Consider the following 26,568-nt stretch of genomic DNA (forward strand, 5'->3'; position numbering starts at 1 on the left):
GTAATGGAATACGACGACGACCAGACCTCGCCGGAATCGCAGGTGAGTGCCGACTACCTGGCCTCGGACGGCGATACCGACTCCGGGCTGCGTCCCACCTCACTCGACGGGTTCATCGGCCAGCTGCGCGTGCGCGAACAGCTCACCCTGGTGCTGCGCGGCGCCCGGGCCCGCGGCGGTACACCCGACCACATCCTGCTGTCGGGGCCGCCGGGGCTGGGCAAGACGAGCTTGGCGATGATCATCGCCACCGAGCTGGGCACCGCGCTGCGCATCACTTCCGGCCCGGCCCTGGAACGTGCGGGTGATCTGGCCGCCATGCTCAGTAATCTGGTCGCCGGTGACGTGTTGTTCATCGATGAGATCCACCGCATGGCCCGGCCCGCCGAGGAGATGCTGTATCTGGCGATGGAGGATTTCCGGGTCGACGTGGTGGTCGGCAAGGGACCGGGCGCGACCTCGATCCCGCTCGATATCGCCCCGTTCACCCTGGTGGGGGCGACCACCAGGTCTGGTGCGCTCACCGGCCCGCTGCGTGACCGGTTCGGTTTCACCGGCCATATGGAGTTCTACGAACCCGACGAACTGCTGCTCATCCTGCAGCGCTCGGCGCGGATTCTCGGCGTGAGCATCGATCTCGACGCCGCCGCCGAGATCGCGGGCCGCTCGCGTGGCACGCCCCGGATCGCCAACCGGCTGCTGCGCCGGGTACGCGACTACGCCGAGGTGCGGGCCGACGGCCTCATCACCCTGGCGGTCGCCCGGGCGGCGCTCGAGGTCTACGACGTCGATCCGATGGGCCTGGATCGGCTCGACCGTGCGGTGCTGAGCGCCCTGGTCCGTGGCTTCGGCGGCGGACCGGTGGGCGTCTCGACGCTGGCCGTGGCGGTCGGTGAGGAACCGGCGACGGTCGAGGAGGTGTGCGAACCGTTCCTGGTGCGGGCCGGGATGGTCGCGCGTACCCCGCGCGGCCGGGTCGCGACCGCCGCCGCCTGGTCGCATCTGGGCCTCATCCCGCCTCCGGACCTGGCGTTCGGGGCGCTCGAGGTCCGCGGTCGCGAACCGCATCCGACGCTCGATCTGTTCGAATGAGCCGCTGTCCACGGGCCGGTGGCGCGGGATCGCTCGTCGCGGCCTGATCCGTGCGCCGGTCAGAGCCCGAACCGGCGGCGCACCTGCTGCAGAAAGGCGTCCACCTGGTCGGGGTGGTAGCCGCGCTGGAAAATGTTCGGCACGGTGCGGACACCGCGGCTCAGATGCTCGGAGGTGACCGTTGCCCGCCCGGCCAGCGCGGCCGCGATCAGATCCAGCAGCTCGTCGACATCGCGCTCCCGATAGCCGCGGCGGCCGAATGGTGCTCGCGCGAAAGTGATCTGGTGAACATCTTCGGGAGTCATTCGCTGATTATCGCGCGGCCGGGCGCTCCTCATCGCGGGTTCGCCGATGGGTGATATGTGCCACCGGCTCGACTCCCGGCTACCCGGCTGCCGCGTGTTCCGGCGTGCGGGTGTGGCGCGGATCCGAAGAACTGGCAGACTGTGTGCGTACCTGTCCCCCTCCCCACCCAGATCAGGAACTGACTTCGACCATGGATCTGCTGTTTCCGCTCATACTGGTCGCGCTGCTGGTGCCGATGTTCCTAGGCATGCGCCGCCAGAAGAAAGAGGCCGACAAAGTCGCCCAGATGCAGGACAGTCTGAAGGTCGGTGACCGGGTCACCACCACCTCGGGCCTGTACGGCACCGTGATCGACGCCGACGACACCAGTGTCGATCTCGAGATCGCCGAGGATGTCGTGACCACCTGGCTGCGTGCGGCCATCCGCGACGTGCGCGTCGACGATACCGACGACGAAACCGCTGGTGACAGCACTGAGGGCGCCGAGTCGACCGACTCCGTCGACGCCCCCACCGCCGAGGAGACCCCGGAGCAGACCGAAATCCGGCTGACCAAGGACTGATCACCACGGCCCGGCCACCGGAACCGGATATCCCGGGCAACCGGTGGTATAGGCATGTGCCGTGGCCGCTCCACCCAGAACTTCCGCCTAGGAGATGACGACCTGTGCCACCGTCCCAGGGATCGGCGCACCAATTCCGCTGGCTCGCCTTGTTCGGCGTGCTGGTGGCCGCGATCTACGCGCTGGTGTTCTTCACCGGTGACAAATCACCGACACCCAAACTCGGCATCGACCTGCAGGGTGGTACCCGGGTCACCCTGACCGCGCGAACGCCCGACGGGAACCGGCCCAGCAAGGACAGTCTCGCCAAGGCGCAGGAGATCATCGAGAACCGGGTCAACGGTCTCGGCGTCTCCGGATCCGAGGTCGTGATCGACGGGGACAACCTGGTCATCACCGTCCCGGGCGAGGACAGTCAGCAGGCCCGCACCCTGGCCAGCACCGCCAAGCTGTACATCCGGCCGGTCCTGAACGCTGCGCCGGCGCCGAGCGCGCAGCAGCCGGCCCCGGGCCAGACCACCCCGGCGCCCGAGCCCGCTCCCGCACCGGCCGGTGCGGAGGGCGCGGTACCCGGTACCGGTGCGGAGGACACAGCTCCCGATGCGGGCACCACGCCCGACACCGGCACTCAGGACGGTGCGGCTCCCGATACCGGCGCCACCGCACCGGCCGAGGAGACCCCCGCCGCCGCGCCCTTGCCGGAGAGCGAGGTCGACGTCCATCCGGCGCAGGCGCCCGGTGAACCGCCCACCGAACCTTCGGCGCCCGCCGAGACCACTCCGGCTCCCGCTCCGCAGGATCCGAACGCTCCGCCGGCCACTCCCGCCGAAGGATCGCTGAGCCCGCAGGAACAGGCGCAGCAGGAGATCGAGATGGCCAAAGCCATCCGGCAGAGCACCGATCCCACCACCCAGCAGCTCGCCATGGCATCCCTGGACTGCACCGCCGCCGATCCGCTCGCCGGCAACGACGATCCGAACCTGCCGCTGGTCACCTGCTCCACCGACGGTAAAGAGGTGTTCCTGCTCGACAAGAGCCGGATCGACGGACAGGAGATCGCCGACGCGACCTCCGGCCTGAACACCGAGCAGGCGCGGCACGAGGTCAACCTCGAGTTCAAGGGCAGCGGTAGCGATGCCTGGGCCTCGCTCACCGGTGAGTACGTGCAGCAGCGGGTCGCCTTCGTCCTCGATTCGGAGGTGGTCAGCGCACCCGTGGTCCAGCAGGGTCCCCAGCTGGGCGGGCGCACCTCGATCTCCGGTGATTTCAACGCGGCCAGCGCCAAGGAACTGGCGAACACGCTGAAGTACGGTTCGCTGCCGCTGTCGTTCCAGACCTCCGAAGCCGAGACGGTTTCGGCGACTCTCGGGCTGTCCTCGCTGAAGGCGGGCCTGCTCGCCGGGGCGGTCGGCCTGGTCGCGGTGCTGATCTACTGCCTGGTCTACTACCGCATGCTCGGATTCCTCACGGCATTGTCGCTGATCGGATCCGGTTTCGCGGTGTACGGGATCATGGTCCTGCTCGGCCGCTGGATCGGGTTCACCCTGGACCTGGCCGGTATCGCCGGTTTGATCATCGGTATCGGTATGACCGCCGACTCGTTCGTCGTGTTCTTCGAACGTATCAAGGACGAGATGCGGGAGGGACGAAGTTTCCGGTCGGCGGTACCGCGCGGCTGGCAGCGCGCGCGCAAGACCGTCCTGTCCGGTAACGCCGTCAGCTTCATCGCGGCCGCCGTGCTGTACGCACTGGCCGTCGGCCAGGTGCGCGGCTTCGCGTTCACGCTCGGTTTGACCACCATTCTCGACGTGGTGGTCGTGGTCCTGGTGACGGCACCGCTCGTCCACCTGGCCTCCCGGTCCACTTTCTGGGCCAAACCGTCGGTGAACGGGCTCGGCGCGATGCAGGAGCTCGCCCGGGAACGCAAGGCGGCCGAGGCCGCGGTCGGGAAGGCGTGACGATGAACAGCCCCGTGACGATGGACAAACCTTCCGCGCCGCGCCCCTCCGGCGCCCGGCACAGCTGGTTGAACCGCCTTTACACCGGCACCGGTGTACTCGATGTGATCGGCAACCGGCGCCGCTGGTATCTGATCACCGCTGGGATCGTGCTGATCTGCCTGGCCAGCATGGCGGTGCGCGGTTTCACCTTCGGTATCGATTTCGTCGGCGGCTCGCGTATCCAGCTGCCGGCCGGTGATGTCACCACCGAGCAGGTGGAGACGGTCTACAGCGACACCATCGGTTCGGAGCCCGAATCGGTGCAGACCGTGGGTACCGGCGACGGCAAAACCATTCTGATCCGTTCGGAAACACTGGATGCCGAACAGCTCGGCGCCCTGCAGGCCGCGCTGTTCGACCAGTTCCAGCCGCGCGATGACAGCGGGAACCCCAGCCGCAACGCCATCAGCGCCTCCGATGTCAGCGAGACCTGGGGCGGGCAGATCACCAGGCAGGCGCTGATCGCGCTGGCGGTGTTCCTGGTACTGGTCAGCGTCTACATCGGTATCCGCTACGAACGCGATATGGCCCTGGCGGCGCTGGCCGCCCTGGTTTTCGACCTGCTGGTCACGGCCGGGGTGTATTCGCTGGTCGGCTTCGAGGTGACCCCCGCGATGGTGATCGGCATGCTCACCATCCTCGGGTTCTCGCTCTACGACTCGGTCGTCGTCTTCGACAAGGTCGAGGAGAACACCCGCGGGGTGCTGCACACGAGCCGGCGCACCTACGGGGAACAGGCGAACCTGGCCATCAACCAGACCCTGATGCGTTCCATCAACACCACCCTCATCGGCGCACTGCCCATCATCGGCCTGATGGTGATCGCGGTGTGGATGCTGGGGGTCGGCACACTGCAGGACCTGGCGCTGGTGCAGCTCGTCGGCACCCTGGTCGGCGCCTACTCGTCGATCTTCTTCGCGACTCCGCTGCTGGTATCCATCAAGGAACGCTGGGGCCCGGTGGCGGCGCATACGAAGAAGGTGCACGCGCGGCGCACGGCACCGGCGAGCGGACGGCCCGTCCCCGGTGCCGACCGGGCCGCGGCGGGACCCGGCCGGCGCCCCGCGGGCGCACCCGAAGACCTGGATCAGCGCAACCCACGCAGGACCGGGCCCGGCGGGCCTCCGCCCGGCGCCCGCCCCACCGGAAAACGACAGAGGCGGCACTGACAGACGAGGGGTAGTTCGATGCGACACTCATCTCTGCGCCGGACGATCGCGCTGCTCGCGGCCACGGCCGCGGCGGCCGGACTGGCGGCCGGATGTTCCGGCAAGGACAAGGTGCCGTCGATCGGCTACGCCGTCGACACCACCGTCACCAGTTACAACGGCGGGACCACCGCCGGGGCGGCTGCGGCCCAGGCGGTGTTCGGCCGGGTGCTCACCGGCTTCTTCTACACCGGCCCCGACGGGCAGCCGATCGCCGATACCGATACCGGGTCCGCCAAGGAGGTGCCCGGGGAGGCGCAGACGATCCAGTACCGGTTGAACCCCGCGGGTGTCTACTCCGACGGTGTCCCCACCTCGTGTGACGACCTGGTGTTCACCTGGGCCGCACGCAGCGGCCGGTTTCCCGGGTTCGATTCGGCGAGCACGGCCGGCTACGAGGATATCGAGCGGGTGGAGTGCCGGCCCGGGTCCAAGGACGGCACGGTGGTGTTCCGGCCGGGCCGTCGCTACTCGCCCTGGCGCACCCTGTTCGGCGCCGGTGAACTGATGCCCGCGCATGTGGCGACCCAGGCCGCGAACGTGCCCGATATCGTCGCCGCCGTCCAGAACGACGACCGGCCCGCCCTGGACCGGCTGGCCCAGTTCTGGAATACCGGGTGGAATCTGGCGCCCGGTGATCTCGATATCACCGCGTTCCCGTCCTCCGGGCCGTACCGGATCGAATCGTTCGATCTCGGCAACGGATTGGTCCTGGTGGCCAACGAACGCTGGTGGGGTGACGCTCCCGCCACGGGCCGGATCGTGGTGTACCCGAAACCGGCCGACCTCGCCGCCCATATCGCGGACGGTTCGGTCTCGGTGGTCGATATCGGTACGGGCTCGCTGCCGGACCTGAACCTGGATGCGTTCGCGGTCGAACAGCAGCCCGGCCGCGGGGTAGAGCAGTTGGTGCTCGGCACCGGTGGAGTCTTCGAAACCGATGCCGCGCGGCGCGCGTTCGCGCTGTGTGTGCCCCGCCAGGCGCTGTTCGACCAGCTCGGCCGGGTGGCGGAGGCACCGGAGACCGGGCTGGGCTCGGGTCTTGCGGATTCGCGTACGGTGCAGCCGGATTCGCCGTTCTACCCGGCGGTGACCGGCGCCGCCGATCCGTTCGCCGGCGGTGATGTGGCCGGGGCGAAGGCTGCGCTCGCCGAGTCCGGGAAGAAGCAGCTCACCGTCCGTGTCGGCTATCTGGCCCCGGATGCCCGCCGCGCGCGCACCGTATCGATGATCGCCGACTCCTGCCGGCAGGCCGGGATCGCCGTGGAGGACGCCGGCACCCCGGACTTCGGCACCGCGCAACTGGCCGGCGGCGCGGTGGACGCGGTTCTCGGCGGCCCCGGCGGACTGCCCGGTCCGGCCGGTTCGCTCGACGGTATCGCCGCGGTGAGCGGACTGCGCAGCGGCAGTGGGCTCAATGTCGGTCAGTTCCGCAACGGCCGTTACGATGCGATCACGGATCAGCTTGCGGCCGACGAGAATTCGACAGATCAGCTGAATCTGCTCACCGAGGCGGAGAACCTGCTGTGGGCACAGCTGCCGAGCGTGCCATTGTTCGCGACGCCGCGCACCATCGCCTTCGGCGGAGGGCTGCAGAACGCCGTCGCGGGGCCCACCCGGGCCGGATCCGGCTGGAATATGGACCAGTGGGTCCTGCAGCGCTGAGCTGCGCGGTAGCCGATCATGGAGGTGTCGATGAGCAAGCACGCGGCGGTCGAACCCGCGGACGTGGTCGCCGCGCGATCCGGTCAGGCCGCCGCGATGGTGCGCAGATACACCCGCTGGGCCGACGACTTCCCGGAGCCGGGGGTGCGATTCGCCGATCTCACTCCGGTTTTCGCCGATTCCCAGGGCTTCCGTACGGTGGTCGACTGTCTGGCCGCGCTGGTGCCGGATGCCGATTTGGTGGCCGGGGTCGATGCCCGGGGTTTCCTCCTCGGCGCCGGAGTCGCCACGACACTGGGTACCGGTGTGCTGGCCGTCCGTAAGCGCGGCAAACTCCCACCGCCGGTGATCACGCGGGAGTATGAACTCGAATACGGTACGGCGGCGCTGGAGATTCCGGCCACCGGCGTGGCGCTGGAGGGCCGCCGCGTCCTGCTGCTCGACGATGTCCTGGCGACCGGCGGGACGCTTGCCGCCGCCGCCGACCTGTTCGCTGAGGCCGGGGCAGAGGTGGTGGCTGCCGCGGTCGTGCTGGAAATCGAGGCGCTGGGCGGCCGGGCCCGACAGGGCGAATACCCGGTCACGTCGATCGTCACCGTGTAGGTCACGCGACTCCCGGGCCGAAATGTGACCCGGTGCGCAATGTGCTGGCGTTCGTGGTGGCCGGCGCGTATCGTCGCCGGAGTCTTGTTTCCGAGGATCGGAGCTGCCGTTGCTCTCATGAGGTAGTCGCTCGTGCGGCCCGCGTTCTGCGCGTCGCCTCCGTATCGATACCTCCAGGGGCAGCCATGGCCGATATTTCCCTTTCCGATCTTTCGTTCACCTGGCCGGACGGGACTCCGGTGTTCGACGGGCTCGACGCGGTGCTCACCGCGGGCCATATCGGGCTCGTGGGAGCCAACGGCGCCGGGAAATCCACCCTGCTGCGGCTGGTCGCGCGCGATCTGCTGCCCGCTCGCGGGTCGATCACCGTGACCGGGGAGCTGGGCTATCTTCGCCAGGATCTCGGGCTCGCCGTCGGCCGGCGCGTCGATGAGGTACTCGGTATCGCGGGGATCCGAAAAGCGTTGCATCGCATCGAGTCCGGTAGCGGTACCGAGACCGATTTCGAGGTCGTCGGGGCGCAGTGGGATATCGAAGAACGCGCGGTGGCGATGCTCGGCCGGCTCGGTCTCGGCTACCTCGCCGACGGTGTACAGCAGCTGGACCGCCGCCTGGCGACGCTGTCCGGTGGCGAGACCGTCCTGCTCGGCCTGGGCGCGCAACTGCTGACCGAACCGGATGTGCTGTTGCTCGACGAACCCACCAACAACCTCGACGGTGCCGCCCGCGCCCGCCTCTACGAGGTGGTCGCACAGTTCACCGGGACCGTCGTGGTGGTCAGCCACGACCGCGATCTGCTGGAGCGGATGGACACCATCGCCGAACTCCGCGGCGGCGTGCTGCGATTGTTCGGCGGCAACTACAGCGACTACGAGCGCGCCGTCGATCAGGAACAGGAGACAGCGCGGGCAGCGATCCGGGAGGCCCGCAGCGATGTGCGCAAACAGTCGCGGGAACTGGTACAGGCCCGGATCAAACTCGACCGGCGGCAGCGGTACGGGCAGAAGATGTTCGAGAACAAGCGCGAACCGAAGATCATCATGGGCCAGCGCAAACGGCAGGCACAGGTCGCAGCGGGCAAACTGCGCAACAACCATCTGGAGAAAGTGGAGGACGCCGGGGAACGGCTGGACAGGGCCGAGGAGATGCTGCGCGACGATCGCGAGATCCGCGTCGATCTGCCCGGTACCCGACTGCATCCCGGGCAGGAGGTCCTCGAGCTGGACGGGGTGGAACTGGCCAACGGCCCGGTGGTGTCCCTCGCGGTGCGGTGGCCGGAGCGGCTGGCGATCACCGGCCGCAACGGTGTCGGAAAGACCACGCTGCTGCGGCGGATCACCGCGGAACCGCCCCGGGTGCCCTGGCGGCTGCTCCCGCAGCGTCTCGATATCTTCGACGAGCAGCGGACCGTATACGACAACGTCGCCGGCGCCGCCCCACACGCGGCACCGGAACGGATCCGCGCCCAGCTCGCTCGCTTCCTGTTCCGTGGTGCCGCCGCCGATGTGCCCGCGTCCGCCCTGTCCGGTGGCGAGCGGCTGCGGGCCGCGCTGGCTGTTCTGCTGCTCGCCGAACCCGGGCCCGGCCTGCTGATACTGGACGAACCCACCAACAATCTCGACCTGGTGAGTCTCGGCCATCTCACGCAGGCACTCGCCGCGTATCGGGGAGCGTTGCTGGTGGTGAGTCATGATCAGCGGTTCCTGGACGAGATCGGGGTCACCCGGCAGTTGGAACTGACCCCGGCCGGTCTGGTGGAATGACCCCGGACCGCGCCGACGGGGGAACGCCGGGGTGCGATCGGGCCGTTCTCCCGGGTGGCCGGGGATATCGATCGATGTCGATGGTGTTGCGGCGGGGGTTTCCCACGGTGCTGTGGGGGTTAAAGTTGGTGGTCTGGAACGTTGCGGTGATCTGCCGCGGCACGGAGAGGTGGTGGCATGACTCAGCATCTGGGCGAGGCGAATGTCGAGCAGACGTCCGGTTCGCAGTCGAACGGTGCCGCCACCCCTGCCCCTGCCGCCGGTTCGCGCCCGGAGCCCGCGCCCGAACCCGACGGTGTCCGGTCCTCCGGCGCGGTCCCGAGTTCGGCGTCGCGCCGGGTACGGGCCCGGCTGGCCCGGCGGATGACCGGTCAGCGCGGCATCCCGGCGGTCAAACCGGTGCTCGAGCCGCTGGCCACGGTGCACCGCGAGCTGTACCCGAAGGCCAATCTCACCCAGCTGCAGCGGGCGTTCGACGTGGCCGACGAGCGGCACGCGACCCAGTTCCGCAAATCCGGTGATCCGTACATCACCCACCCGCTGGCCGTCGCGAATATCCTGGCCGAGCTGGGGATGGACACCACCACCCTGGTTGCGGCCCTGCTGCATGACACCGTCGAGGACACCGGGTACTCGCTCGAACAACTGACCGCGGATTTCGGTTCCGAGGTGGCCCACCTCGTCGACGGTGTCACCAAGCTGGACAAGGTGAATCTGGGCGCCGCGGCGGAGGCCGAGACCATCCGCAAGATGATCATCGCGATGGCGCGCGACCCGCGTGTCCTGGTGATCAAGGTCGCCGACCGGTTGCACAATATGCGGACCATGCGGTTCCTGCCCCCGGAGAAGCAGGCCAAGAAGGCACGCGAAACCCTCGAGGTGATCGCGCCGCTGGCGCACCGGCTGGGTATGGCCACCGTGAAATGGGAACTGGAGGACCTCGCGTTCGCGATTCTGCATCCCAAGAAATACGACGAGATCGTCCGCCTGGTTGCCGACCGGGCGCCGTCACGTGACACCTATCTCGCGAAGGTGCGCGCGGAGATCGTCAACACCCTCGCGGCGTCCCGAATCCCCGCCACGGTCGAGGGCCGCCCCAAGCACTACTGGTCGATTTATCAGAAGATGATCGTGAAGGGGAAGGATTTCGACGATATCCACGACCTGGTGGGTATCCGGATCCTGTGCGACGAGGTGCGCGACTGCTACGCCGCCGTCGGTGTGGTGCATTCGCTGTGGCAGCCGATGGCCGGGCGGTTCAAGGACTATATCGCCCAGCCCCGCTACGGCGTCTACCAGTCGCTGCACACGACGGTGGTCGGCCCGGACGGTAAACCGCTCGAGGTGCAGATCCGCACCCACGATATGCACCGGACCGCCGAATTCGGGATCGCCGCGCACTGGCGCTACAAGGAGACCAAGGGCCGCCATTCCGGGGACGCCGCCGAGGTCGACGATATGGCCTGGATGCGGCAGCTGCTCGACTGGCAGCGGGAGGCCGCCGACCCGGCGGAGTTCCTGGAATCGCTGCGCTTCGACCTCAAGGCGCCCGAGATCTTCGTCTTCACCCCCAAGGGTGATGTGATCACGTTGCCGCAGAAGTCGACGCCGGTGGACTTCGCCTACGCGGTGCACACCGAGGTCGGGCACAAATGCATCGGTGCCCGGGTCAACGGGCGGCTGGTGGCGCTGGAGCGCCAGCTGGAGAACGGTGAGGTCGTCGAGGTCTTCACCTCCAAGGCGCCCAATGCCGGGCCCAGCCGTGACTGGCAGACCTTCGTCGTCTCGCCGCGCGCCAAGGCCAAGATCCGGCAATGGTTCGCCAAGGAGCGTCGCGAAGAGGCACTGGAGAGCGGCAAGGAACAGATCAACAAGGAGGTCCGCCGCGTCGGACTGCCGCTGCAGCGGTTGATGAGCGTCGATGCCATGACCGCCGTCGCCCACGAACTGCACTACAGCGATATCTCCGCGCTCTACACCGCCGTCGGCGAACATCAGGTCTCCGCGCATCACGTGGTGCAGCGGCTGATGGCCCAACTGGGCGGAATCGGTGATGTCGAGAACGAACTCGCCGAACGGTCCACGCCGTCCACCACACCGTCGCGGCAGCGGCTCACCGGTGATGCCGGCGTACTGATCCCGGGTGCCGAGGGGACCGTCGCGAAACTGGCCAAATGCTGCACTCCCGTACCGGGTGACGAGATCATGGGTTTCGTGACCCGCGGCGGGTCGGTGAGTGTGCACCGGGTCGACTGCACCAACGCCGATTCGCTGCGCGCCCAGTCCGAACGCATCATCGAAGTGGAGTGGGCGCCGTCGCCGCATTCGGTGTTCCTGGTGGCCATCCAGATCGAGGCGCTGGACCGCACCCGGCTGCTCTCCGATGTCACCAAGGTGCTCGCCGACGAGAAGGTCAATATCCTGTCCGCGTCGGTGGCCACCCATGGCGACCGGGTGGCGATCAGCAAATTCACCTTCGAGATGGGTGATCCGAAGCATCTCGGGCATTTGCTGAATGTTGTCCGCAATGTCGAAGGTGTCTACGACGTGTACCGGGTGACCTCCGCCGCCTGAGCGTCCCCCGCGTCCATTGTGGTCGTGGTCGTACTCTTCCCGGGTGCCCCGATGTCCGGCGTGGCCGTGTGCGTTCGCTGCGGTGGTCTCGGCGGCCGAGCGGTGCGCGGGCGTCGGCCGGTGTTCCGGGTGTCCCCGTGGTGACCGCGTGCGTTTCCCGCGGATTCCGTCTTTCACCGAGACGGGAAGAGGGGTGTTCCGGGACGTGTTTCGGGGCCTTGGCAGCCCTTCTGCGGTCGCCGGAAGAATATAACGTTCGGGCTTCGGCGCGCCGCGTCACGTACGGGTCGTGCTGGCGGGTCGCGTAAACTCTTCGGCGCTTCAGCGGTCATAGCCGGAATCTGTTACCGTTTACTGCGTTTCGTCGCGCTCGGTAACTGCGGTAGGACTGATTGCGGGTCGCTATGGCTGGATGCACAAGATTCTCGGGGATGCTGATCGCATTCACCGTCGCTGTGGCGACGGCGGCAGCGGGCACACTCGCCGCTCCCGCGTACGCTCAACCGCCGAATCCGGCGGGCCCCTCGACCGAACTCGCGGTGACGTCGTGTCCGGCACTGTACGCGTTGGGGATCCAGGGCACCGGCGAATCCTCGCCGGATGCCGCCCCCACGACCGATACCGGCATGCTGTCCACCGTCTTCCGGCCGCTCATGGCCGCGGCGCCCGACCAGGGACTGGTCGAGCGTGCCTACGTGCCGTACGAGTCCAGCTTCGGTGGGGTCGACGGCGGTAGCGCCACACCGTATTCGGATTCGGTGAAGGGCGGCCTGATCCGGCTGCGTAGTATGGCAGGCTCGGTGGCACAGCGCTGCCCGGAGACCCGCTTCGCGATCGTCGGGTATTCGCAGGGCGCGCATGTGGCCTCGGTATTCGCGCAGGAGATCGGCCGGGGGCAGGGCGGCCTGCCCGCCGACAAGGTCGCCGCGGTCGCCTTGATCGGTGACCCGACCCGGAACGCCGGAGCCCCGCTGTTCCCCGGTGCGCCGGGCAAGGCCAACCCCGACCCCGCTCCCGGCACCGAGGGCACCGAGATCGGGCATATCGCGGCACTGAACCAGACGCCGGCCACCGGCGGCGGTATCGCGCCCGATCGGGATACCGCGGAGAATTTCGGTGCGCTCACCGGGCGTGTGGCCAGTTTCTGTGCCGCGGGCGATCTCGCCTGCGATGCTCCCGAGGGCGCGCCGATCCTCAAGGCGGTGGCCGGTGTCGTGGGGCAGATGAAACTCAGCGGCGGCGATCCGATCGCCTCGCTCACCTCGATCGCCCAGGCCCTGGCGTTCACCTCCATCAAAACGGCCACCAAGGTGGTCAACGAGGACATCCAGGGCACCTCGCTGGCGACGCTGAACATCTCGCCGAAGAAGTCGATCTCCGAACGGCTGGCCGACGCCGCCGATCCGCGGACCCCGCTGGATATTCCGGGCGCCATGCGAGCTCTGCTGAAAGTGGGCATGATCGGGCTGAACGCGGTGGTCACCGTGGTCCGTACGGTGTTGAACCCCACGGCGATCGCCGAACTGGCCACCGCCGGACTGGCGAATCCCCCGGCGGCGCTGCTGATGCTGGGTGTCAAACTGCTGGGTGCCGTTCCGCAGCTCGTTCCACCCACCACCGGTATCCGGTTGGTGAGTCAGGCTTTCGACGCGGTCGTCGACAACATCACCGACAACCACGCCCTGCTCGACACCACGACATGGGTGCGCTACTGGGACACCATCCAGCGACACCAGGCCTATGGCAATGCGGCCATTTCGGCCACCGGTGAGGCGCCCACCCGCTTCATCGCCGACTGGTTCGCCGCCGCCGCGCGGGATCTCGCCGCGGTACACGGCAGCGGCAACGAACCCGTCGCGGAAAGGGCGATACCGCAGGTCCCGAGCATGCCGGACAGCGGAGTTCCCGCTCCGAACGGATTCTCAGGTGCCGATCCCGGCGCGTCGCCTGCGCCCGCTCCCTCCGGTACGGGACAATTCCCTTTTGGGACAGGAGTGAACAATGGTGCCCCGGAGGGTCCGGTGACCACCACTCCTACACCCCGTACAACCAAAACCGACTCGTTCTCCGTGAACTGATCGCCGAGAGGGATCGATGATGCCAGATCACGTGCCCGGCGCCACGGGAATGGGGGAATGTTGAAGTCCTACAAAAAGCTCGATCGATGGTACGGTCCGCTGGAGCCGGAGGGGACGCGCGACACGGATGTGCCGCCTCGCGCGCCGGAGTCCGGTGGCGAGGTCGTCCCGGGGGCCGACGACGACGGCCCCGCCAGGTACCCCGACTACATCGCCGAGGCCGGAAGCGCGACAGCCCGGCCCGATCCGGCGCCCGCCGAACTATCCGGTCGCCGCACCGAATTCACCGGTGGCTGGTCGGACTGGGTGGACGCGCCCGGCGATGAGCGGGACGCGGACCTGGTCCGGTTTCCTTGGGCCGACGACGAGGAACTCACCGAACCGGCGCGGATCGGCCGTACCCCCGCCCGGCTCCGCGATATCGGAACCGAGCACGGCGCCCGCCGGCGCCGTACCGCCGGAGTGCTCCTTGCCGCCGTGGTGCTGCTCGGTATCGCCGCCGCCGTGGTCCTGTACCTGCTGGCGCCCGGCACACCCGGTGCCGCCGGCCCCGGAGCCGCGCCCGACGGAGGCGCGGGCCTGCGCTTCACCGCCGGGAGCGCCGGCGCCGATCCCACCGCCGCGGCGTGTCCGGCCGAACAGACCGCGCAGGTGGTGCGTGGTGCGGGGCCGGGCGGCACGAATTCGGGTCCCGAGGCCGTGCTGCGCTTCCAGTACGCCTACTACGTGCAGCGTTCCGGTGCCGAGGCGCGCGCCGCGGTCGCACCCGACGCCCCGGTCTCCTCCGCCGAGGTGATCCAGGCGGGTATCGACAGCGTGGCGCCCGGCACCGCGCACTGTGTACGGATCGTGACCGTGGCCGATGGCCGGTACACGGTCGAGGTCACCGAGTTCCGGCCCGGTGGCGAGCCCGCTACCTACAGCAGGCAAACGGTCACCACCGCGGTGATCGACGGCCGCACCCTCATCACGGGTATCTCGGCCGGATAGAGGAGAGTGCTGCGATGGGAGAGGATTGGAGCCGCTGGCTCGACACCGCACCGGATGCCGAGGTGACGGACGGGACAGGCGGAGACCGGAAGGCGCGGGTGGTGCGGTTGCCGGGTGGCGCCCGGACCCGTGCGGCCGGCGAGCCCCGGCCGATCCTGGTGGTGGGCGGCTGCGGCGGCGCCGGCACCACGACCACCGCGCTCGGGCTGGCGGGTGAACTCGGTCTCGCGGGGACCGCCACGGTCGCGGTGGACGCCACGCCGGCGGGGGGCGATCTGGCCCTGCGCGGCGCCGACGAGCATCTGCACCCGATCAGCATGCAGCAGTGGTTGTACGGCCGCGGCGACGACGAGCCGGCCCCATTGAAAGACTGTATGTCCCGGGCCACCTCTGGAATCGGCCTGCTGTGGCGTGACGCCGCGCCGTTGCGCCGCCGGGCGAGCTACCTCACCGTGGCCCGGGCGGTCGACCAGGCCGGATACACCGGCGTCTACGACGGCGGGAACCCGATCGCGAGCCGGCAGCTGCGGCCGTTGCTCGACGACGCGGATGTCGCACTGGTCCTGACCATCCCGGCGCGGGTCGACGCGGCAAACCGCCTGCGGGTGACTCTCGAATGGCTCGACGACGAATACGGCGACTCCTCGGAGCCCATGGGCGGCGGGATCGTCGGCGATACCACCATCGTGGTCTCCCATCAGCTGCGCGGCGCCGATTCGCGGGTAGCCGACCATTTGCGGGAACATCTGGCCGGTTGGGTCCGCGATATCGTCGAGGTGCCCTACGACCCCCATCTGGCACGCGGCGAACTGGTGCGTCACGTCGCACTCGCCGACGAGACGCGGCAGACCTACGAGCGACTACTCGCCGGGATGGCGTCATGATGCGGCCTCGTCGTCAGGGCTCCGGCCTCCGCGGACCGTGCGCCGCGTCTCGCGGGCGGGATCATGCGGTCGCTGGGCCTTCGTCGACTCCGCGGGCCATCCGGAACGCGGAGGGTGGCATCGTGTTGCGATCCTTCTGTCAAGGCTCCGGCCTCCGCGGACCGTGGGTTGCGTCCCGGGGGCGGGATCATGCGGTCGCTGGGCCTTCGTCGACTCCGCGGGCCATCCGGAACGCGGAGGGTGGCATCGTGTTGCGATCCCTCCGCCTTCGCTCCGGGCTCCGCGGACTACAGGTAGCGCCGTCGAGGGAGGCATTATGTCCCTTGCTATGAATCTTCCTCGTCGACCCGACCATCACGCTGTTGCCGGAGTGGTACCACCGCCGGAATCACGTCGCGCCGCGGTCTGGGACCGTCCTGTTCCCGGCGCCGGCCGTGCGCCGCTGGTGTGGCTGCTGGGTGTCCACGGCGGCGCCGGTGCCAGTTCGCTGGCCCATGTGCTGGCGCCCGCCGCCGATTCGGGCCGGCGCTGGCCCGGTGTCTTCGACCGGGAATCGCCGTTCGTGGTGCTGGTGGCGCGGGAGACCATTGCCGGACTGACCCATGCGCACGATCTGCTGCGTCAGCACCACTCGGGGTTCGCCGGGCCCAGCCAGGTTCTCGGCCTCATCACGGTGGCGGCGCGTCCGGGCCGGATGGCGCCGGAGATCCGGCGCTACCGCGATGTGGTCGCCTCACTGGCCGGACAGATCTGGCAGGTGCCCTGGTACGAGGAGTGGACGCTGGTCGAACCGGAGAAGTTGCCGGTGTGGACGCCGGGTGTCGCGACCTCGCCGCAGCGCCGCCGCCGGATCGACCCACTCGACGAGGTTCCCCTGGACATCAGGGAACTCGGTTCGGAAATCGTCGCGGCCGCCCGGGCCGCGCTGGAGGAATCGGAGGCCGCCCCCACTCGGGGCCGATCGAGATTCGTAGAGGAGTGATGCCGTGATCGCCGCCGTCGAGTACGTATTCCGTGTCGTGCTCCCCGCGCTCGCGCGGACCGAATGTTGCACCTCAGCTATCGAGAAAGGCACCCGATGAGCACCGTACTTCTCGCCGTGCACCAGGTCTACGACACCGTTGTTGTGGCCCAGGTGGGCAATCCGACGCCCGAGGCCCCGCCCGGGTCGGAGAAGATCCTGCAGCTGGTGCGGTACCTCACCTGGTTCGTCCTGCTGTCCGGGATCTGCGGAATCATCTACGCGGGCGGCAAGTTCGCGTGGGAGAAATGGACCGGCGGTGGACTCGAGTCCCCGAAGATGGTGGCCGGAGCGATGATCGGCGGCGTGGTCGCGACCAGTGCCGGAACGATCATGAACGCCGTCATCGGAACGTGAGGTTGTAATGGATCTGGTCGGGGCGGCCGGTGTTCTGGCGTACAAGCAGATGCCGGCCGAAGTGTTGGAACCGTTGATGCAGTTGCTGAACTGGCTGCTCTGGTTCGTTCTCATGGGTTGTCTGGCGTGGATGATCGTTTCGGCCGGAAAGCTGTGGCTGACGTTCAAGGGCGATCTGGCGATGAACGACGCCTCGCACGGGGTGCTCATGAGCCTGCTCGGCGCGATCGTGGCCAGCGGCGCCTCCGGTATCGCCCTGGCGTTCCTGCCCGGATGATCCGGGGCGAGGCGAGGAGAACGACCTGCGCATGAAATCGACCGTGATTCCGGCCCCGCGCCGGTCCGGCCGGCCGTATGTCCTCAGGGCTGCCCAGGTGCTGTCCGCGCTGCTGCTGGCCGGCGTCGTGGGCTGCGGGGGCGGGGACGCCGCGGCACCGCCCGATCTGTCGGCGCCCCCGACGAATGTGCGCTGGGTGCCGTTCCAGGGCGTATCGTTACCGCATAGCGATCAGGGTCCGACGGCTCAAACCGACGGCGCCGCAACGGGTTTCGAGCAGAGCCCCGCCGGCGCCGGGGTGGCCGCCATGGTGCACGCCGTGCGCCTGGCGATCGCCGACGACGGACAGTGGTCGAATATTGTTGCCCGGGAGGTGGTTCCGGGCCCGGCGAAGGACGAATGGGCGGTGAACCGGGTGCAGCTGTCCATCAGTGGTCCCGCGGATCCGGTCTACGCGCCGCGGCTGCTGGGATACCGGATCACCGAGTACAGCGACCAGCGCGCCGCGGTGGACGTGTACAGCGAGTACTCGGACAGTTCGAGAGCGGTGAACCACACGACGGTGGAGTGGTTCGCTCAGGATTGGAGGTTACGGCTGCCGGATCCGGAATCGACTACGCGACCGATCGACCCTGTGACCGAATTACCCAGTGACACTGTGAAAGTGGAGGCGCCGAAGTGAGCGGGAAGGAGACCTATCAGCGTGACCGCGTCTCCTTCGGAGTCATCGCCTCCGCGGCGGTACTGGCGCTGATCGTGGTGGTCGGCGTCGTCATGTGGACGGGCCGCGACGACGAACCCGTCTCGGCGCCGCCGCCCCCGGCCGCGGTGGGCGAGGGCTTCGCCGATCCGGAGGTGGATGTGTTCAACCGGCGCATCGATATCCCCAACAACCCGGCGGGGCAGGTCCTTCCGCAGGACCCGTCCCCGCAACGCAAGCCGACGGACCCCGATTGGCTGACCGCCGCGCCGGTGGGCACCACCGATCCCCGCGGCTGGCAGCGGGTGTACGGGGCGTCGGTGCCGTTCTCGAGTTCCGACGGTCCGCACCGGATCGAGGACGGGCTGGCCGTGGGGTACTCGCACACCCCGCAGGGCGCCGCGCTGGCCGCGGCCCAGATCACCTACCGGCTGAACGCCCGGCCGGCGGACCGTGATCTCTATGTACGGCAGGTGCGGGTTTCGGCGCAGCAGATCGCGGCCTACGACAAGGCCCTGGAAGCGGATCGGCTGCCCGAACAGCAGCCCGAATCGGTGACCCGGTACCTCGTCGCGTCCGACGCGTTCAAGATCGACGACTACGCGGACGATATGGCGATCGTGCGGTTGGCGCTGCGTGCTCCGGCGCTCGACGCGAAGCCGGTGTGGGTGACGTTGCGACTGATCATGGTGTGGGACGCGGGGGATTGGCGGCTCAAGCCGACCACCTCGCCGAACACACAGACCGAGTATGTCGAATCGCTCGAGGGGTGGACTCGATGGTGATTCCGATGTTGGGACGAAATGTGGAAGCTCAGGTAGTGCGCGCAGACGACCCTTCCGAGCGCGGGGAGCGAACTCCCGCGGTCTCGTACCGGGTGTCACTGGCCAGACGGCTCGTCACGATCCTCGCGGTGATCTTCACCGTGTCGATGGCGACGCCGGTGGTGGCCTACGGTCAGTCCTACGGGTTCGACGAGACCTGTAACGAGATACACGATGCCCTGGACGAGCTCGGCATCCCCGGGATCTCGCTCGGCGACGCCGCCGCGGCGGTGTGCAAGGCGGGCAATGCCGCCACCCATCCCGGTGAAGCGGCCACCGCCGTCAAGGACAAGGCGTGGGATTCGACCTTCGGCAAAGTGGTCGATTCGCTGATGAACGGGCTGGGCGAGGCGATCATCCTGGCGCTGACCTTCTGGATGAAGGTGCCCAACGAGGTGGCCAGCGATTCCGGTTCGCTGTTCACCAAGATCAACGACTACACGTATCAAATACAGATACTGCTGTTGATGGCCTCCATCATCATCACGGGCCTCAGATTGGCCGAGGCCAGACGCGGCGGCGCGATGCAGGAGGCGGCCGAATCGTTCCGGATGTTCACCCGGGTGGTGTTCAGTTCCTGGATGCTGGGCGCGGTGATCGTGGCCGGCACCGTGGCCTCGGACCGCTTCGCCGAATGGATTATCCAGGACTCCACCGACGGCAATGCCCGCAACATGGCCGAACTGATGGTGAAAACCAGTAAGCTGCAAGCTTTCTCGCCCGGCCTCGTCCTCATCATCGCGATCGTCGGACTGCTCGGGGCGCTGGCCCAGATCGTGCTGGCCATCGTCCGGCAGGGCCTGCTGGTGATCGCGGCCGGTGTGCTGCCGCTGGCGGCCGCCGCCTCCGGGATGAGCACCGGTAAGCAGTCGTATCAGAAACTGGTCGGCTGGATCATCGCCTTCATGCTGTGGAAACCGGTGGCGGCGATCGTGTACATGATCGCGTTCACCACTGCCGGGCACGTGGACGAGATGACCCCGGCGGGCGGACTGCCCGAGGCCGAGGAAGCCCAGCGCATGCTGGTGGCCATCGTGCTGCTGTGCAGTGTCGCGTTCGTACTGCCCGCGCTGATGCGGCTGGTCACGCCGGCGGTCGCCATTGTCGGCAGTGGCGGTTCGGGTCTCACCGCGACCGGTGGAACCTTGATCGCGGCAGCCGGTCTGGGCGCCATGGGTACCAAGGCGGTCGGTGCGAAGGGTGCCGCGGCGCCGGGTCGCGCCGGCTACGTGGGCGGCGCGGCCGGTCCGCCGCCACCCGGCGGCCGCGGTGGTGGTGCACCCCGCCCGATGCCCCCGCCGCGCGGTGGCGGAGGTGGCGGCGCGCCGGCCGGTGGACAGGGACCTCGGTCGAGTGGGTCCCCGGGCGGTGTACCGTCCGGTGCGTCCCGCGTGGCCAACAGAATGGGCGCAACCCGCGCCGCGACCGCCGGGATGACCCGCGCGGACCAGGCCATGGGTGATGTAGCAGGCGACAATTGGCGCAACCGTAACCCCGACTTCGGTAGGAACACCATCCCACGATGACCAGCACCGAGACCTACGAACGCCGCTCCTACGGCCTGTGGCAGAAGCCCCGCAGCGCCGGACTTTTCGGGCTGCGGTGGGAAGAGACCGTGCTCGGCTTCGCGGTGGTGATCACCGCGCTGCTCACCGCCATGATCGGCGGTTTCCAGTGGGGCGCCGTCGTCGGCGGGGCCGGTGTGGTGATCATGGCTCCCCTCGTCATGCGACGCGGTGGGCGTTCGGGCTACGAGACGGGATTGATGATGTTCCACTGGATGCGTTCGCGTAATCGCGGTGAGCACGTGTACCGCGGCGGCCGGTTCTCCCGGGTGCCGGGCGGTTTCACCCGGCTGCCGGGGTTGCTCGCGCCCTCCAAGCTCTACGAGGGTATCGACGCCGGCGGTTACAGCTTCGGCATGATCCACCTGCCGCAGTTCGCGCAGTACACGGTGGTACTGCGGGCGTGGCCGCAGGGTCACGAGGCGGTGGACCAGCCGGTGATCGACCGCTGGGTATCGGCCTGGGGCACCTTCCTCGCCTCGGTCGGCCAGACGAGCGATATCGTCGCCGTGGTGCCGGTGATCGATACCGTCCCGGAGACCGGGAACCGGTTGCTCACCGAGGTTTCCACCATTACCCGGCCGGAGGCGCCGGATCTGGCGCAGCAGGTGATGTACGAGCTGGCCACCGAACTGCCGCAGGAGCGGGTGCAACTGCTGCCCCGGGTCGCCATCACGTTCAAGGCGACCACCGCCGAACGTCGCAAGAATCCGGCGGAGGAAGCGGTCGAGATCGGCCGCCGGCTACCGGGTATCTGCGCCGCGCTCGCCGAAGCCGGGGTCCGCGCCCAGCCCATGTCGGCCGACGAGGTGATTTCGTTTATCCGGCGCAGCTACGACCCTGCCTCGCAGGCCGATCTCGAGGTGGCCGCGGGTGAGCCCGAGGGCCACGGCCTGGACTGGGCCGATGCCGGGCCGGTCTCGCACGACGAGAAATGGGATCACCTCATCCACGACGGCGGCCGGTCGGTGACCTGGGAAATGGACACGGCCCCGGAGGGCGCGGTGGACGAGCGGGTGCTGCAGCGGCTGCTGGCGCCGAATCCAGAGGTGCCGCGGAAGCGGATCGCCATCGTGTACCGGCCGCATTCGGCGGCCGATGCGGCCGAGATCGTCGACGACGATTTCAAGAACGCCCTGGTCGCTCAGCAGAGCGAACGCGGTGTGGTGTCGGCGTCGGCGACCCTGCGGGTCGGCGCGACCCAGCAGGCCCGGGAGGAGCAGGCGCGCGGCCACGGTGTCACACGGTTCGGCGCCCTGGTCACCATCACCGAGCCGAACCGCGGTGACCTGCCGCGGATCGAGGCGATCACGCGCGACCTGTCCACGCAGGCCCGGCTCAAGATCCGCCGCTGCTACCGCTACCAGGCGGCGGCCTTCGCGGCATCGCTCGGTTGCGGGGTGATCCTGCCCGAGCACGCGACCATTCCCAAAGCATTGGCGGGGTGAACGACTGATGGCACGCGAGCACGAGCCACCCGTACGGGAGCGCAACAGAACCCGGGTCGCCACCGGCGACCGGTCGCGGTCCGGCCGGGACGACGAACGGCATATCCGGGACGGCCGGCGCGGATCCGGCGACGCCGAACGGGGCGATCCCGAACGCTCGCGGGCCGATCGCCGGACCCGTACCGGGCGCGACGGCGAGGCGGGCACCCGGGAGCGGGTCCGCCGCAACCGGGTCGATACGGCCGCCGACCGGGCGATGGGCACACCGGAGTTCGACAAGGCGGCCCGCCGGGCGAAGGCGCGGGCCGAGAAACGCCGGCAGCAGGGCCCGCCGCTGCTCGACGCGGCCACCCGCTCACGGCTCGAGGAGGTGAGCCGGGAAGGCGCGGGTATCCGGGCCGCCTGGGCCACCTTCCGGATCCGCACCGACGATATCCGCCGCCGCAACTATGCCGCGCGCGCCGAACAGGAGTACCAGGACGGATTCGACCGCCAGACCGCCCAGTTGACCGACCGTGGGTTCGCCGGGGCCGGCGGCGGCCGGATGAACGTGGTGGGCCGCCCGGTCGAGTACCGGGCCACCACCGCGCAGGTCGCCGGGCTGTGGCCGTGGTCGGTCGGCGCCGGCGCACCGCTGATCGGTACACCGCTCGGCTCCCACCTGCACACCGGCGCCCCGGTGTGCTTCGACCCGATGAACTGGTTCATGCGCGGTAGTTTCATCACCGCGCCGAGCTTGTTCGTGCTGGGTCTGAACGGTTTCGGCAAGTCGTCGCTGGTGCGGCGGATCGTGCTCGGCGGGGTCGCGCAGAACATCACCCCGCTGGTGCTCGCCGATGTGAAACCCGACTATCGGCGGCTGGTGGAACTGGTCGGCGGTCAGGTGATCGATCTCGGGTACGGCCACGGCAAACTCAACCCGCTGGCCGGCGGCGTGCTCGGCGATATCGTGCCGCGGCTGGAAGAGCATCCCGAGCTGCAGCGGCAGGTGCTGCAGGACCTACGGGCCCGGCAGGTCACGCTGATCGCCGGTCTGGTGGAACTGGTGCGCGGCGCGCGGGTACGCGATTACGAGGAGACACTGATCTCCACCGCCCTGCGGATCCTGTACCGGCCGGGCAGCGGATTCAGTCCGGACCAGCCGCCCATCATGGAGAATCTGCTCGAGGTCATCGTCGCCGGTGGCGAGGAGATGATGCTCGATGCCGGCGCCGACAGCCCCACCGAGTACCACGAGGCGATCCGCGGGTTGCGACGGTCGCTGCGTGCCCTCACCCAGGGTCCGTTCGGCGCGGTGTTCAACGGGCAGACCTCGGTGCCGATCGATACCGATTCGGTTGCGGTGTGCATCGACGTCTCCCATATCCCGAACGGGGACAAGAAGCTCAAGGCCGCCGTCATGCTGGCCTGCTGGGCCGACGGATTCGCCGCCGTGGAGGCGGCGCATACGCTCACCGACGCGGGGATGGCCCCGCAGCGGTACTTCCAGGTCGTGATGGACGAGCTGTGGCAGGTGCTGGGCCTGGGTGATTTCATGGTCGACCGGGTCGACGAACTCACCCGTCTGCAGCGCGGTATCGCCACCGCCCTGATCATGATCAGCCACACCATCAAGGACCTGCAGTCGCTGGGTTCGGAAGCCGCCATCGCCAAGGCCCTCGGTTTCCTGGAACGGGCCCGCGCCAAAATCTTCGGCGCCCTGCCCGGCGAGGAGATCAAACGACTGGACAGCACAGTGCCCTTCACCGCGGCCGAGGAGGAGATGGTGACCAGCTGGTCGGCGCCACAGGCGCTGACCGGTGAGGCCCTCAGACCGGGTCAGGTCAGACCGTCCCCGCCGGGTACCGGCAAGTTCCTGCTGAAGATCGGGGAGGACCGGCGGCCGGGCATTCCCTTCCATATGGAATTCACCGCGGCCGAGAGGAGCAGCGGGATCCACGACACCAACCAGCGTTTCGAAGAATTCACCTCCTATCCGGGGCGCTATGCGGCCGAACAGGCCGCGGCGCCGGACAGTTCATATCCGGTAGGCGGGAGCAATTCATGATGCCGCATCGGTCCTATCGCCGGGTCTCGCCGGAGGTCCGGGCCGCCGCGGTGGAACAGGTTCTCGCGCTCACCGGCAAGCTGCGCAGCGAATCGGAGGCGTGCCGGCTGGTCGCCGAACAGATCGGGGTGCACACCAATTCGGTACGCAACTGGGTGCGCGCGGCGGAGGGGCCGAGCCTGGAGCGGATGGACGCGGCCGCCCTGCGCCGCAAGGTTGCCGCGCTGCAGCAGCAACTGGCGGTGGCCGCGGAGGTGAACCGCGCCCTGGCCGACACCCTCAACGAATCCCGGCGCGAGACGTGAACCCCGCGGGAGCGCGGTGAACGCGAAATCGGTGCTGTGGACCTGCCTAGGTCTGGTGCTCGGCCTGATGACGGTCATCCTCGTCATCGTGATGCCCGCCGTGGACGACCCGTGCGAGGGCGGGTCGGTGCTCGACCCGAGCCAGGCGACGCTGCCGCCACTGGGCGGATACCCGCCCGGTGACCCGCGCGCGGCCGGTGAGACGGGAATCCCGGACGGGTCCACCGCCAATCCCACCGCGATCGCGACGCCCTCGCTGGCCGCCGGAGCGGGTCCGCTGGGCCGCAGTTGGCCGATGGCCGCCGGCACCTATTTGGTGTCGGATGTCTTCGGTTCGCGCGGCGGGGGGCACAAGGGTGTCGATCTGGCCGCGCCGGACGGTACTCCGATCTTCTCGGTGGCCGACGGAATCGTAGTGGCCGCGGGCCCGGCCTCGGGTTTCGGTAACTGGATCGTGGTGGATTCGGTGGATGCGGGCAACGGGCGCGCGTATTCCGCGGTGTACGGGCATATGTGGGACAGCGGCGTACTGGTGCGGGTCGGCCAGGTCGTGCAAGCCGGCCAGCATATCGGCGCGGTGGGTTCGGCCGGTGAATCCAGCGGGCCCCACCTGCATTTCGAGATCGTGCCGGGCGGCCGGTTCACCGGCGGCCGGCAGATCGACCCGCTGCCCTGGCTCGACGGTGCGCCCACCCCGGATCTGGGTGGTGCCCGTGCGTATTCCACCGACCCGGCGTGTGTGCGCGGTTTCGGTACGCCGGGTGGGGCGCTGGCCAATGGGAAAGTGCCACCGGAATTGGAGATCTGGTACCGCCGCGCCGGGTCGCTGTGTCCCGAGGTCTCCCCGTCCCTGCTGGCCGCGCAGGGGCGGCAGGAGTCCGGTTTCCGCCGTGGGCTCACCTCACCCGCGGGCGCGCAGGGGCTCGCGCAGTTCCTGCCCGGCACCGCCGCGAGTATCAATCCCGACGACGGTCAGCCGTACGTGATCGATGCCGACGGTAATGGAGTGGCCAGCGTGTGGGACGACGGTGACGCCATTGTCGGACAGGGCCGGTACATGTGCGCGATCGCGCACAAGATCACCGGCTGGATCGGCGAGGGGCGGGTCCAGGGCGATGTGGTGGCGTTGACGCTGGCCGCCTACAACGCGGGCGAGGGCGCGGTGCTGGCGTCGGGCGGTATGCCGAATCAGGTGGCCGCGCACTACTCCGAGACCCAGCCCTACGTCACGAACATCCTGGCGATGGAAGCGGAATACCGCGATCCGGGGGCCACCGGGCGTTTCGCTCCCGACAGTGCGGGAGCGGCCGGGGACCAGGTCGTGCAGGCCGCACACGAATGGCTGGGCACTCCGTACGTATGGGGCGGCGGTGGCCCGCAGGGACCCAGCGGTGGCGGGCTCGACGGGCCGGGCCTGACCTCGGCGGCAGTATTCGCCGCCTCGGCCGGCGCGGTCTCGTTGCCGCGTACCGCCGAGCAGCAGTGGGAGGCCGGTACCGAGGTGCCGCTCGCCGAGGTGCAGCCGGGGGATCTGGTGTTCAGCGAGTTCGGGCCGCGTGGACCCGCGCGGGTCGGAATCTACAGCGGGAACGGGCAGATGATCCAGGCGGCACCCGCGCTGACCGCGGATTCTCCCGGCGGGGTGGCCGAAACTGCCGTACCCGGCGACGCCCGGGCGAGGAGGGTGCTGTGAACACGCGCGGATCGGCGGCGTTTACGAGGTCCGGGCGGTTAGCCTGGAACGAGAAGACGAGTGCTGGTGCGGGACTGGTGGTGGTGCTGATGCTGGGCATCACGGTACTGAGCGGATGCGGCGGCAGTGGCGAAGAGGACGTGAGATCGGGTGGCACCGTGGCCACCTCGACCACCCGGCGGCTCGAGGCCGTGCCCGCCCCGGATCCGGTGACCCCGGACGGGGTCGCGGTGGCGGCGCTGCGCGAGATCTATCAGTGGGAGCCCGCCACCGAGGTTCCGGGCGCCTCGCTGGAACGAGCGCGGAAATGGCTGGGGCCCAGCCTGGTCCGGGTGCTGGACGCGTCGACGGCCACCGCCGGTGCTCCAGCGGTGTCACTGCAGTGGGGTGACTGGGCGGTGGCCGGGGCGCGGGTGGAGGCGTTCACCTTCGCCTCCGGCGACCGACCGCCGGCCGGGCCGGATCCCGGTGTGCAGCAATTCAAGATCGGAATCGAGCAGACCGTCGTCTATCCGGACGGCCGCGAGGAACCCCTGGCGCCGTCCACCGTCATCGCGACCGTCGTTCGTACGCCGCAGGGCTGGCGTCTGGACGGCTACCGGTGAC

23 protein-coding genes are annotated in these 26,568 nt (G+C 68.9%); 22 read left to right on the plus strand and 1 reads right to left on the minus strand.

What is annotated here, in order from left to right:
- Positions 1–3 precede the first annotated feature (3 nt).
- On the plus strand, positions 4–1,092 hold the full coding sequence (gene ruvB, locus AB0H42_RS14255) for a Holliday junction branch migration DNA helicase RuvB (protein ID WP_357054982.1): 1,089 nt from the start codon (positions 4–6) through the stop codon (positions 1,090–1,092).
- A gap of 59 nt (positions 1,093–1,151) precedes the next feature.
- Here ruvB and AB0H42_RS14260 read toward each other — a convergent pair whose 3' ends face one another.
- The gene (locus AB0H42_RS14260) at positions 1,152–1,397 is read right to left on the minus strand and encodes a DivIVA domain-containing protein (protein ID WP_357054985.1); all 246 of its coding nucleotides are present in this window, start codon (positions 1,395–1,397) and stop codon (positions 1,152–1,154) included.
- A gap of 191 nt (positions 1,398–1,588) precedes the next feature.
- Between AB0H42_RS14260 and yajC the strand changes: the two genes are divergently transcribed.
- The 21 genes from yajC to AB0H42_RS14365 all read left to right on the plus strand — a co-directional run bounded on the left by yajC (position 1,589) and on the right by AB0H42_RS14365 (position 26,567).
- Positions 1,589–1,960, plus strand: a complete 372-nt coding sequence (yajC, locus tag AB0H42_RS14265; RefSeq protein ID WP_357054989.1) for a preprotein translocase subunit YajC — start codon at positions 1,589–1,591, stop codon at positions 1,958–1,960.
- 104 nt (positions 1,961–2,064) lie between these two features.
- Complete coding sequence (gene secD / locus AB0H42_RS14270; RefSeq protein WP_357054992.1) at positions 2,065–3,918, plus strand: protein translocase subunit SecD; 1,854 nt, start codon at positions 2,065–2,067, stop codon at positions 3,916–3,918.
- A gap of 2 nt (positions 3,919–3,920) precedes the next feature.
- Positions 3,921–5,129: a protein translocase subunit SecF gene (gene secF, locus AB0H42_RS14275; protein WP_357054996.1), complete on the plus strand. Its 1,209-nt coding sequence runs from the start codon at positions 3,921–3,923 to the stop codon at positions 5,127–5,129.
- An 18-nt stretch (positions 5,130–5,147) separates the two neighbouring features.
- Positions 5,148–6,833: an ABC transporter substrate-binding protein gene (locus AB0H42_RS14280; protein ID WP_357054999.1), complete on the plus strand. Its 1,686-nt coding sequence runs from the start codon at positions 5,148–5,150 to the stop codon at positions 6,831–6,833.
- A 96-nt stretch (positions 6,834–6,929) separates the two neighbouring features.
- Complete coding sequence (locus AB0H42_RS14285) at positions 6,930–7,436, plus strand: adenine phosphoribosyltransferase (protein WP_357055117.1); 507 nt, start codon at positions 6,930–6,932, stop codon at positions 7,434–7,436.
- 185 nt (positions 7,437–7,621) lie between these two features.
- The gene (locus tag AB0H42_RS14290; protein ID WP_357055003.1) at positions 7,622–9,199 is read left to right on the plus strand and encodes an ATP-binding cassette domain-containing protein; all 1,578 of its coding nucleotides are present in this window, start codon (positions 7,622–7,624) and stop codon (positions 9,197–9,199) included.
- Positions 9,200–9,376: 177 nt separating this feature from the next.
- Positions 9,377–11,773 carry a RelA/SpoT family protein gene (locus AB0H42_RS14295; RefSeq protein ID WP_030521537.1) on the plus strand — a complete coding sequence of 799 codons (2,397 nt, stop codon included), beginning with the start codon at positions 9,377–9,379 and terminating at the stop codon, positions 11,771–11,773.
- A 431-nt stretch (positions 11,774–12,204) separates the two neighbouring features.
- The gene (locus AB0H42_RS14300; RefSeq protein ID WP_357055006.1) at positions 12,205–13,851 is read left to right on the plus strand and encodes a cutinase family protein; all 1,647 of its coding nucleotides are present in this window, start codon (positions 12,205–12,207) and stop codon (positions 13,849–13,851) included.
- Positions 13,852–13,908: 57 nt separating this feature from the next.
- A complete protein-coding gene (locus AB0H42_RS14305; RefSeq protein WP_357055009.1) occupies positions 13,909–14,841 on the plus strand; it encodes a hypothetical protein in 933 nt (310 codons plus the stop codon).
- A gap of 14 nt (positions 14,842–14,855) precedes the next feature.
- Positions 14,856–15,725, plus strand: a complete 870-nt coding sequence (locus tag AB0H42_RS14310) for a hypothetical protein (RefSeq protein WP_357055012.1) — start codon at positions 14,856–14,858, stop codon at positions 15,723–15,725.
- Between the two features lie 328 nt (positions 15,726–16,053).
- Positions 16,054–16,707, plus strand: a complete 654-nt coding sequence (locus AB0H42_RS14315) for a hypothetical protein (RefSeq protein WP_357055015.1) — start codon at positions 16,054–16,056, stop codon at positions 16,705–16,707.
- 96 nt (positions 16,708–16,803) lie between these two features.
- On the plus strand, positions 16,804–17,103 hold the full coding sequence (locus AB0H42_RS14320; protein WP_030521532.1) for a hypothetical protein: 300 nt from the start codon (positions 16,804–16,806) through the stop codon (positions 17,101–17,103).
- A gap of 7 nt (positions 17,104–17,110) precedes the next feature.
- Positions 17,111–17,380, plus strand: coding sequence for a hypothetical protein (locus AB0H42_RS14325; protein ID WP_030521531.1), 270 nt, complete (start codon positions 17,111–17,113; stop codon positions 17,378–17,380).
- A gap of 31 nt (positions 17,381–17,411) precedes the next feature.
- Positions 17,412–18,062: a hypothetical protein gene (locus AB0H42_RS14330; protein WP_357055018.1), complete on the plus strand. Its 651-nt coding sequence runs from the start codon at positions 17,412–17,414 to the stop codon at positions 18,060–18,062.
- A complete protein-coding gene (locus tag AB0H42_RS14335) occupies positions 18,059–18,865 on the plus strand; it encodes a hypothetical protein (protein WP_357055021.1) in 807 nt (268 codons plus the stop codon). Before AB0H42_RS14330 ends, AB0H42_RS14335 begins: the two co-directional genes overlap by 4 nt.
- Positions 18,866–18,900: 35 nt before the next feature.
- The gene (locus AB0H42_RS14340) at positions 18,901–20,430 is read left to right on the plus strand and encodes a hypothetical protein (protein WP_357055024.1); all 1,530 of its coding nucleotides are present in this window, start codon (positions 18,901–18,903) and stop codon (positions 20,428–20,430) included.
- Positions 20,427–21,917 (plus strand): SCO6880 family protein, encoded by a 1,491-nt coding sequence (locus AB0H42_RS14345; protein ID WP_357055027.1) that lies wholly within the window; start codon positions 20,427–20,429, stop codon positions 21,915–21,917. Before AB0H42_RS14340 ends, AB0H42_RS14345 begins: the two co-directional genes overlap by 4 nt.
- Positions 21,918–21,924: 7 nt before the next feature.
- Positions 21,925–23,964: a hypothetical protein gene (locus AB0H42_RS14350; protein WP_357055030.1), complete on the plus strand. Its 2,040-nt coding sequence runs from the start codon at positions 21,925–21,927 to the stop codon at positions 23,962–23,964.
- Complete coding sequence (locus AB0H42_RS14355) at positions 23,961–24,269, plus strand: transposase (RefSeq protein ID WP_357055033.1); 309 nt, start codon at positions 23,961–23,963, stop codon at positions 24,267–24,269. The genes AB0H42_RS14350 and AB0H42_RS14355 overlap by 4 nt, the downstream gene beginning before the upstream one ends.
- A 16-nt stretch (positions 24,270–24,285) precedes the next feature.
- Entirely contained in the window at positions 24,286–25,962 is a 1,677-nt protein-coding gene (locus AB0H42_RS14360; protein WP_357055036.1) for a peptidoglycan DD-metalloendopeptidase family protein, read from the plus strand.
- Positions 25,959–26,567, plus strand: a complete 609-nt coding sequence (locus AB0H42_RS14365) for a hypothetical protein (RefSeq protein ID WP_357055038.1) — start codon at positions 25,959–25,961, stop codon at positions 26,565–26,567. Before AB0H42_RS14360 ends, AB0H42_RS14365 begins: the two co-directional genes overlap by 4 nt.
- Position 26,568 lies beyond the last annotated feature (1 nt).

It is taken from the genome of Nocardia sp. NPDC050799 (genome assembly GCF_040654015.1).
Classification (GTDB): domain Bacteria; phylum Actinomycetota; class Actinomycetes; order Mycobacteriales; family Mycobacteriaceae; genus Nocardia.

Bases quoted from the DNA above. Each gene is read 5' to 3' on its own strand.
- AB0H42_RS14315 (WP_357055015.1), top strand. From the start codon at position 16,054: ATGAATCTTCCTCGTCGACCCGACCATCACGCTGTTGCCGGAGTGGTA.
- AB0H42_RS14345 (WP_357055027.1), top strand. From the start codon at position 20,427: ATGACCAGCACCGAGACCTACGAACGCCGCTCCTACGGCCTGTGGCAG.
- AB0H42_RS14285 (WP_357055117.1), top strand. From the start codon at position 6,930: ATGGTGCGCAGATACACCCGCTGGGCCGACGACTTCCCGGAGCCGGGG.
- AB0H42_RS14280 (WP_357054999.1), top strand. From the start codon at position 5,148: ATGCGACACTCATCTCTGCGCCGGACGATCGCGCTGCTCGCGGCCACG.
- secF (WP_357054996.1), top strand. From the start codon at position 3,921: ATGAACAGCCCCGTGACGATGGACAAACCTTCCGCGCCGCGCCCCTCC.
- AB0H42_RS14300 (WP_357055006.1), top strand. From the start codon at position 12,205: ATGCTGATCGCATTCACCGTCGCTGTGGCGACGGCGGCAGCGGGCACA.
- yajC (WP_357054989.1), top strand. From the start codon at position 1,589: ATGGATCTGCTGTTTCCGCTCATACTGGTCGCGCTGCTGGTGCCGATG.
- AB0H42_RS14350 (WP_357055030.1), top strand. From the start codon at position 21,925: ATGGCACGCGAGCACGAGCCACCCGTACGGGAGCGCAACAGAACCCGG.
- AB0H42_RS14355 (WP_357055033.1), top strand. From the start codon at position 23,961: ATGATGCCGCATCGGTCCTATCGCCGGGTCTCGCCGGAGGTCCGGGCC.
- AB0H42_RS14260 (WP_357054985.1), bottom strand. From the start codon at position 1,397: ATGACTCCCGAAGATGTTCACCAGATCACTTTCGCGCGAGCACCATTC.
- AB0H42_RS14310 (WP_357055012.1), top strand. From the start codon at position 14,856: ATGGGAGAGGATTGGAGCCGCTGGCTCGACACCGCACCGGATGCCGAG.
- AB0H42_RS14330 (WP_357055018.1), top strand. From the start codon at position 17,412: ATGAAATCGACCGTGATTCCGGCCCCGCGCCGGTCCGGCCGGCCGTAT.
- AB0H42_RS14320 (WP_030521532.1), top strand. From the start codon at position 16,804: ATGAGCACCGTACTTCTCGCCGTGCACCAGGTCTACGACACCGTTGTT.
- AB0H42_RS14290 (WP_357055003.1), top strand. From the start codon at position 7,622: ATGGCCGATATTTCCCTTTCCGATCTTTCGTTCACCTGGCCGGACGGG.
- AB0H42_RS14305 (WP_357055009.1), top strand. From the start codon at position 13,909: ATGTTGAAGTCCTACAAAAAGCTCGATCGATGGTACGGTCCGCTGGAG.
- AB0H42_RS14325 (WP_030521531.1), top strand. From the start codon at position 17,111: ATGGATCTGGTCGGGGCGGCCGGTGTTCTGGCGTACAAGCAGATGCCG.
- AB0H42_RS14295 (WP_030521537.1), top strand. From the start codon at position 9,377: ATGACTCAGCATCTGGGCGAGGCGAATGTCGAGCAGACGTCCGGTTCG.
- ruvB (WP_357054982.1), top strand. From the start codon at position 4: ATGGAATACGACGACGACCAGACCTCGCCGGAATCGCAGGTGAGTGCC.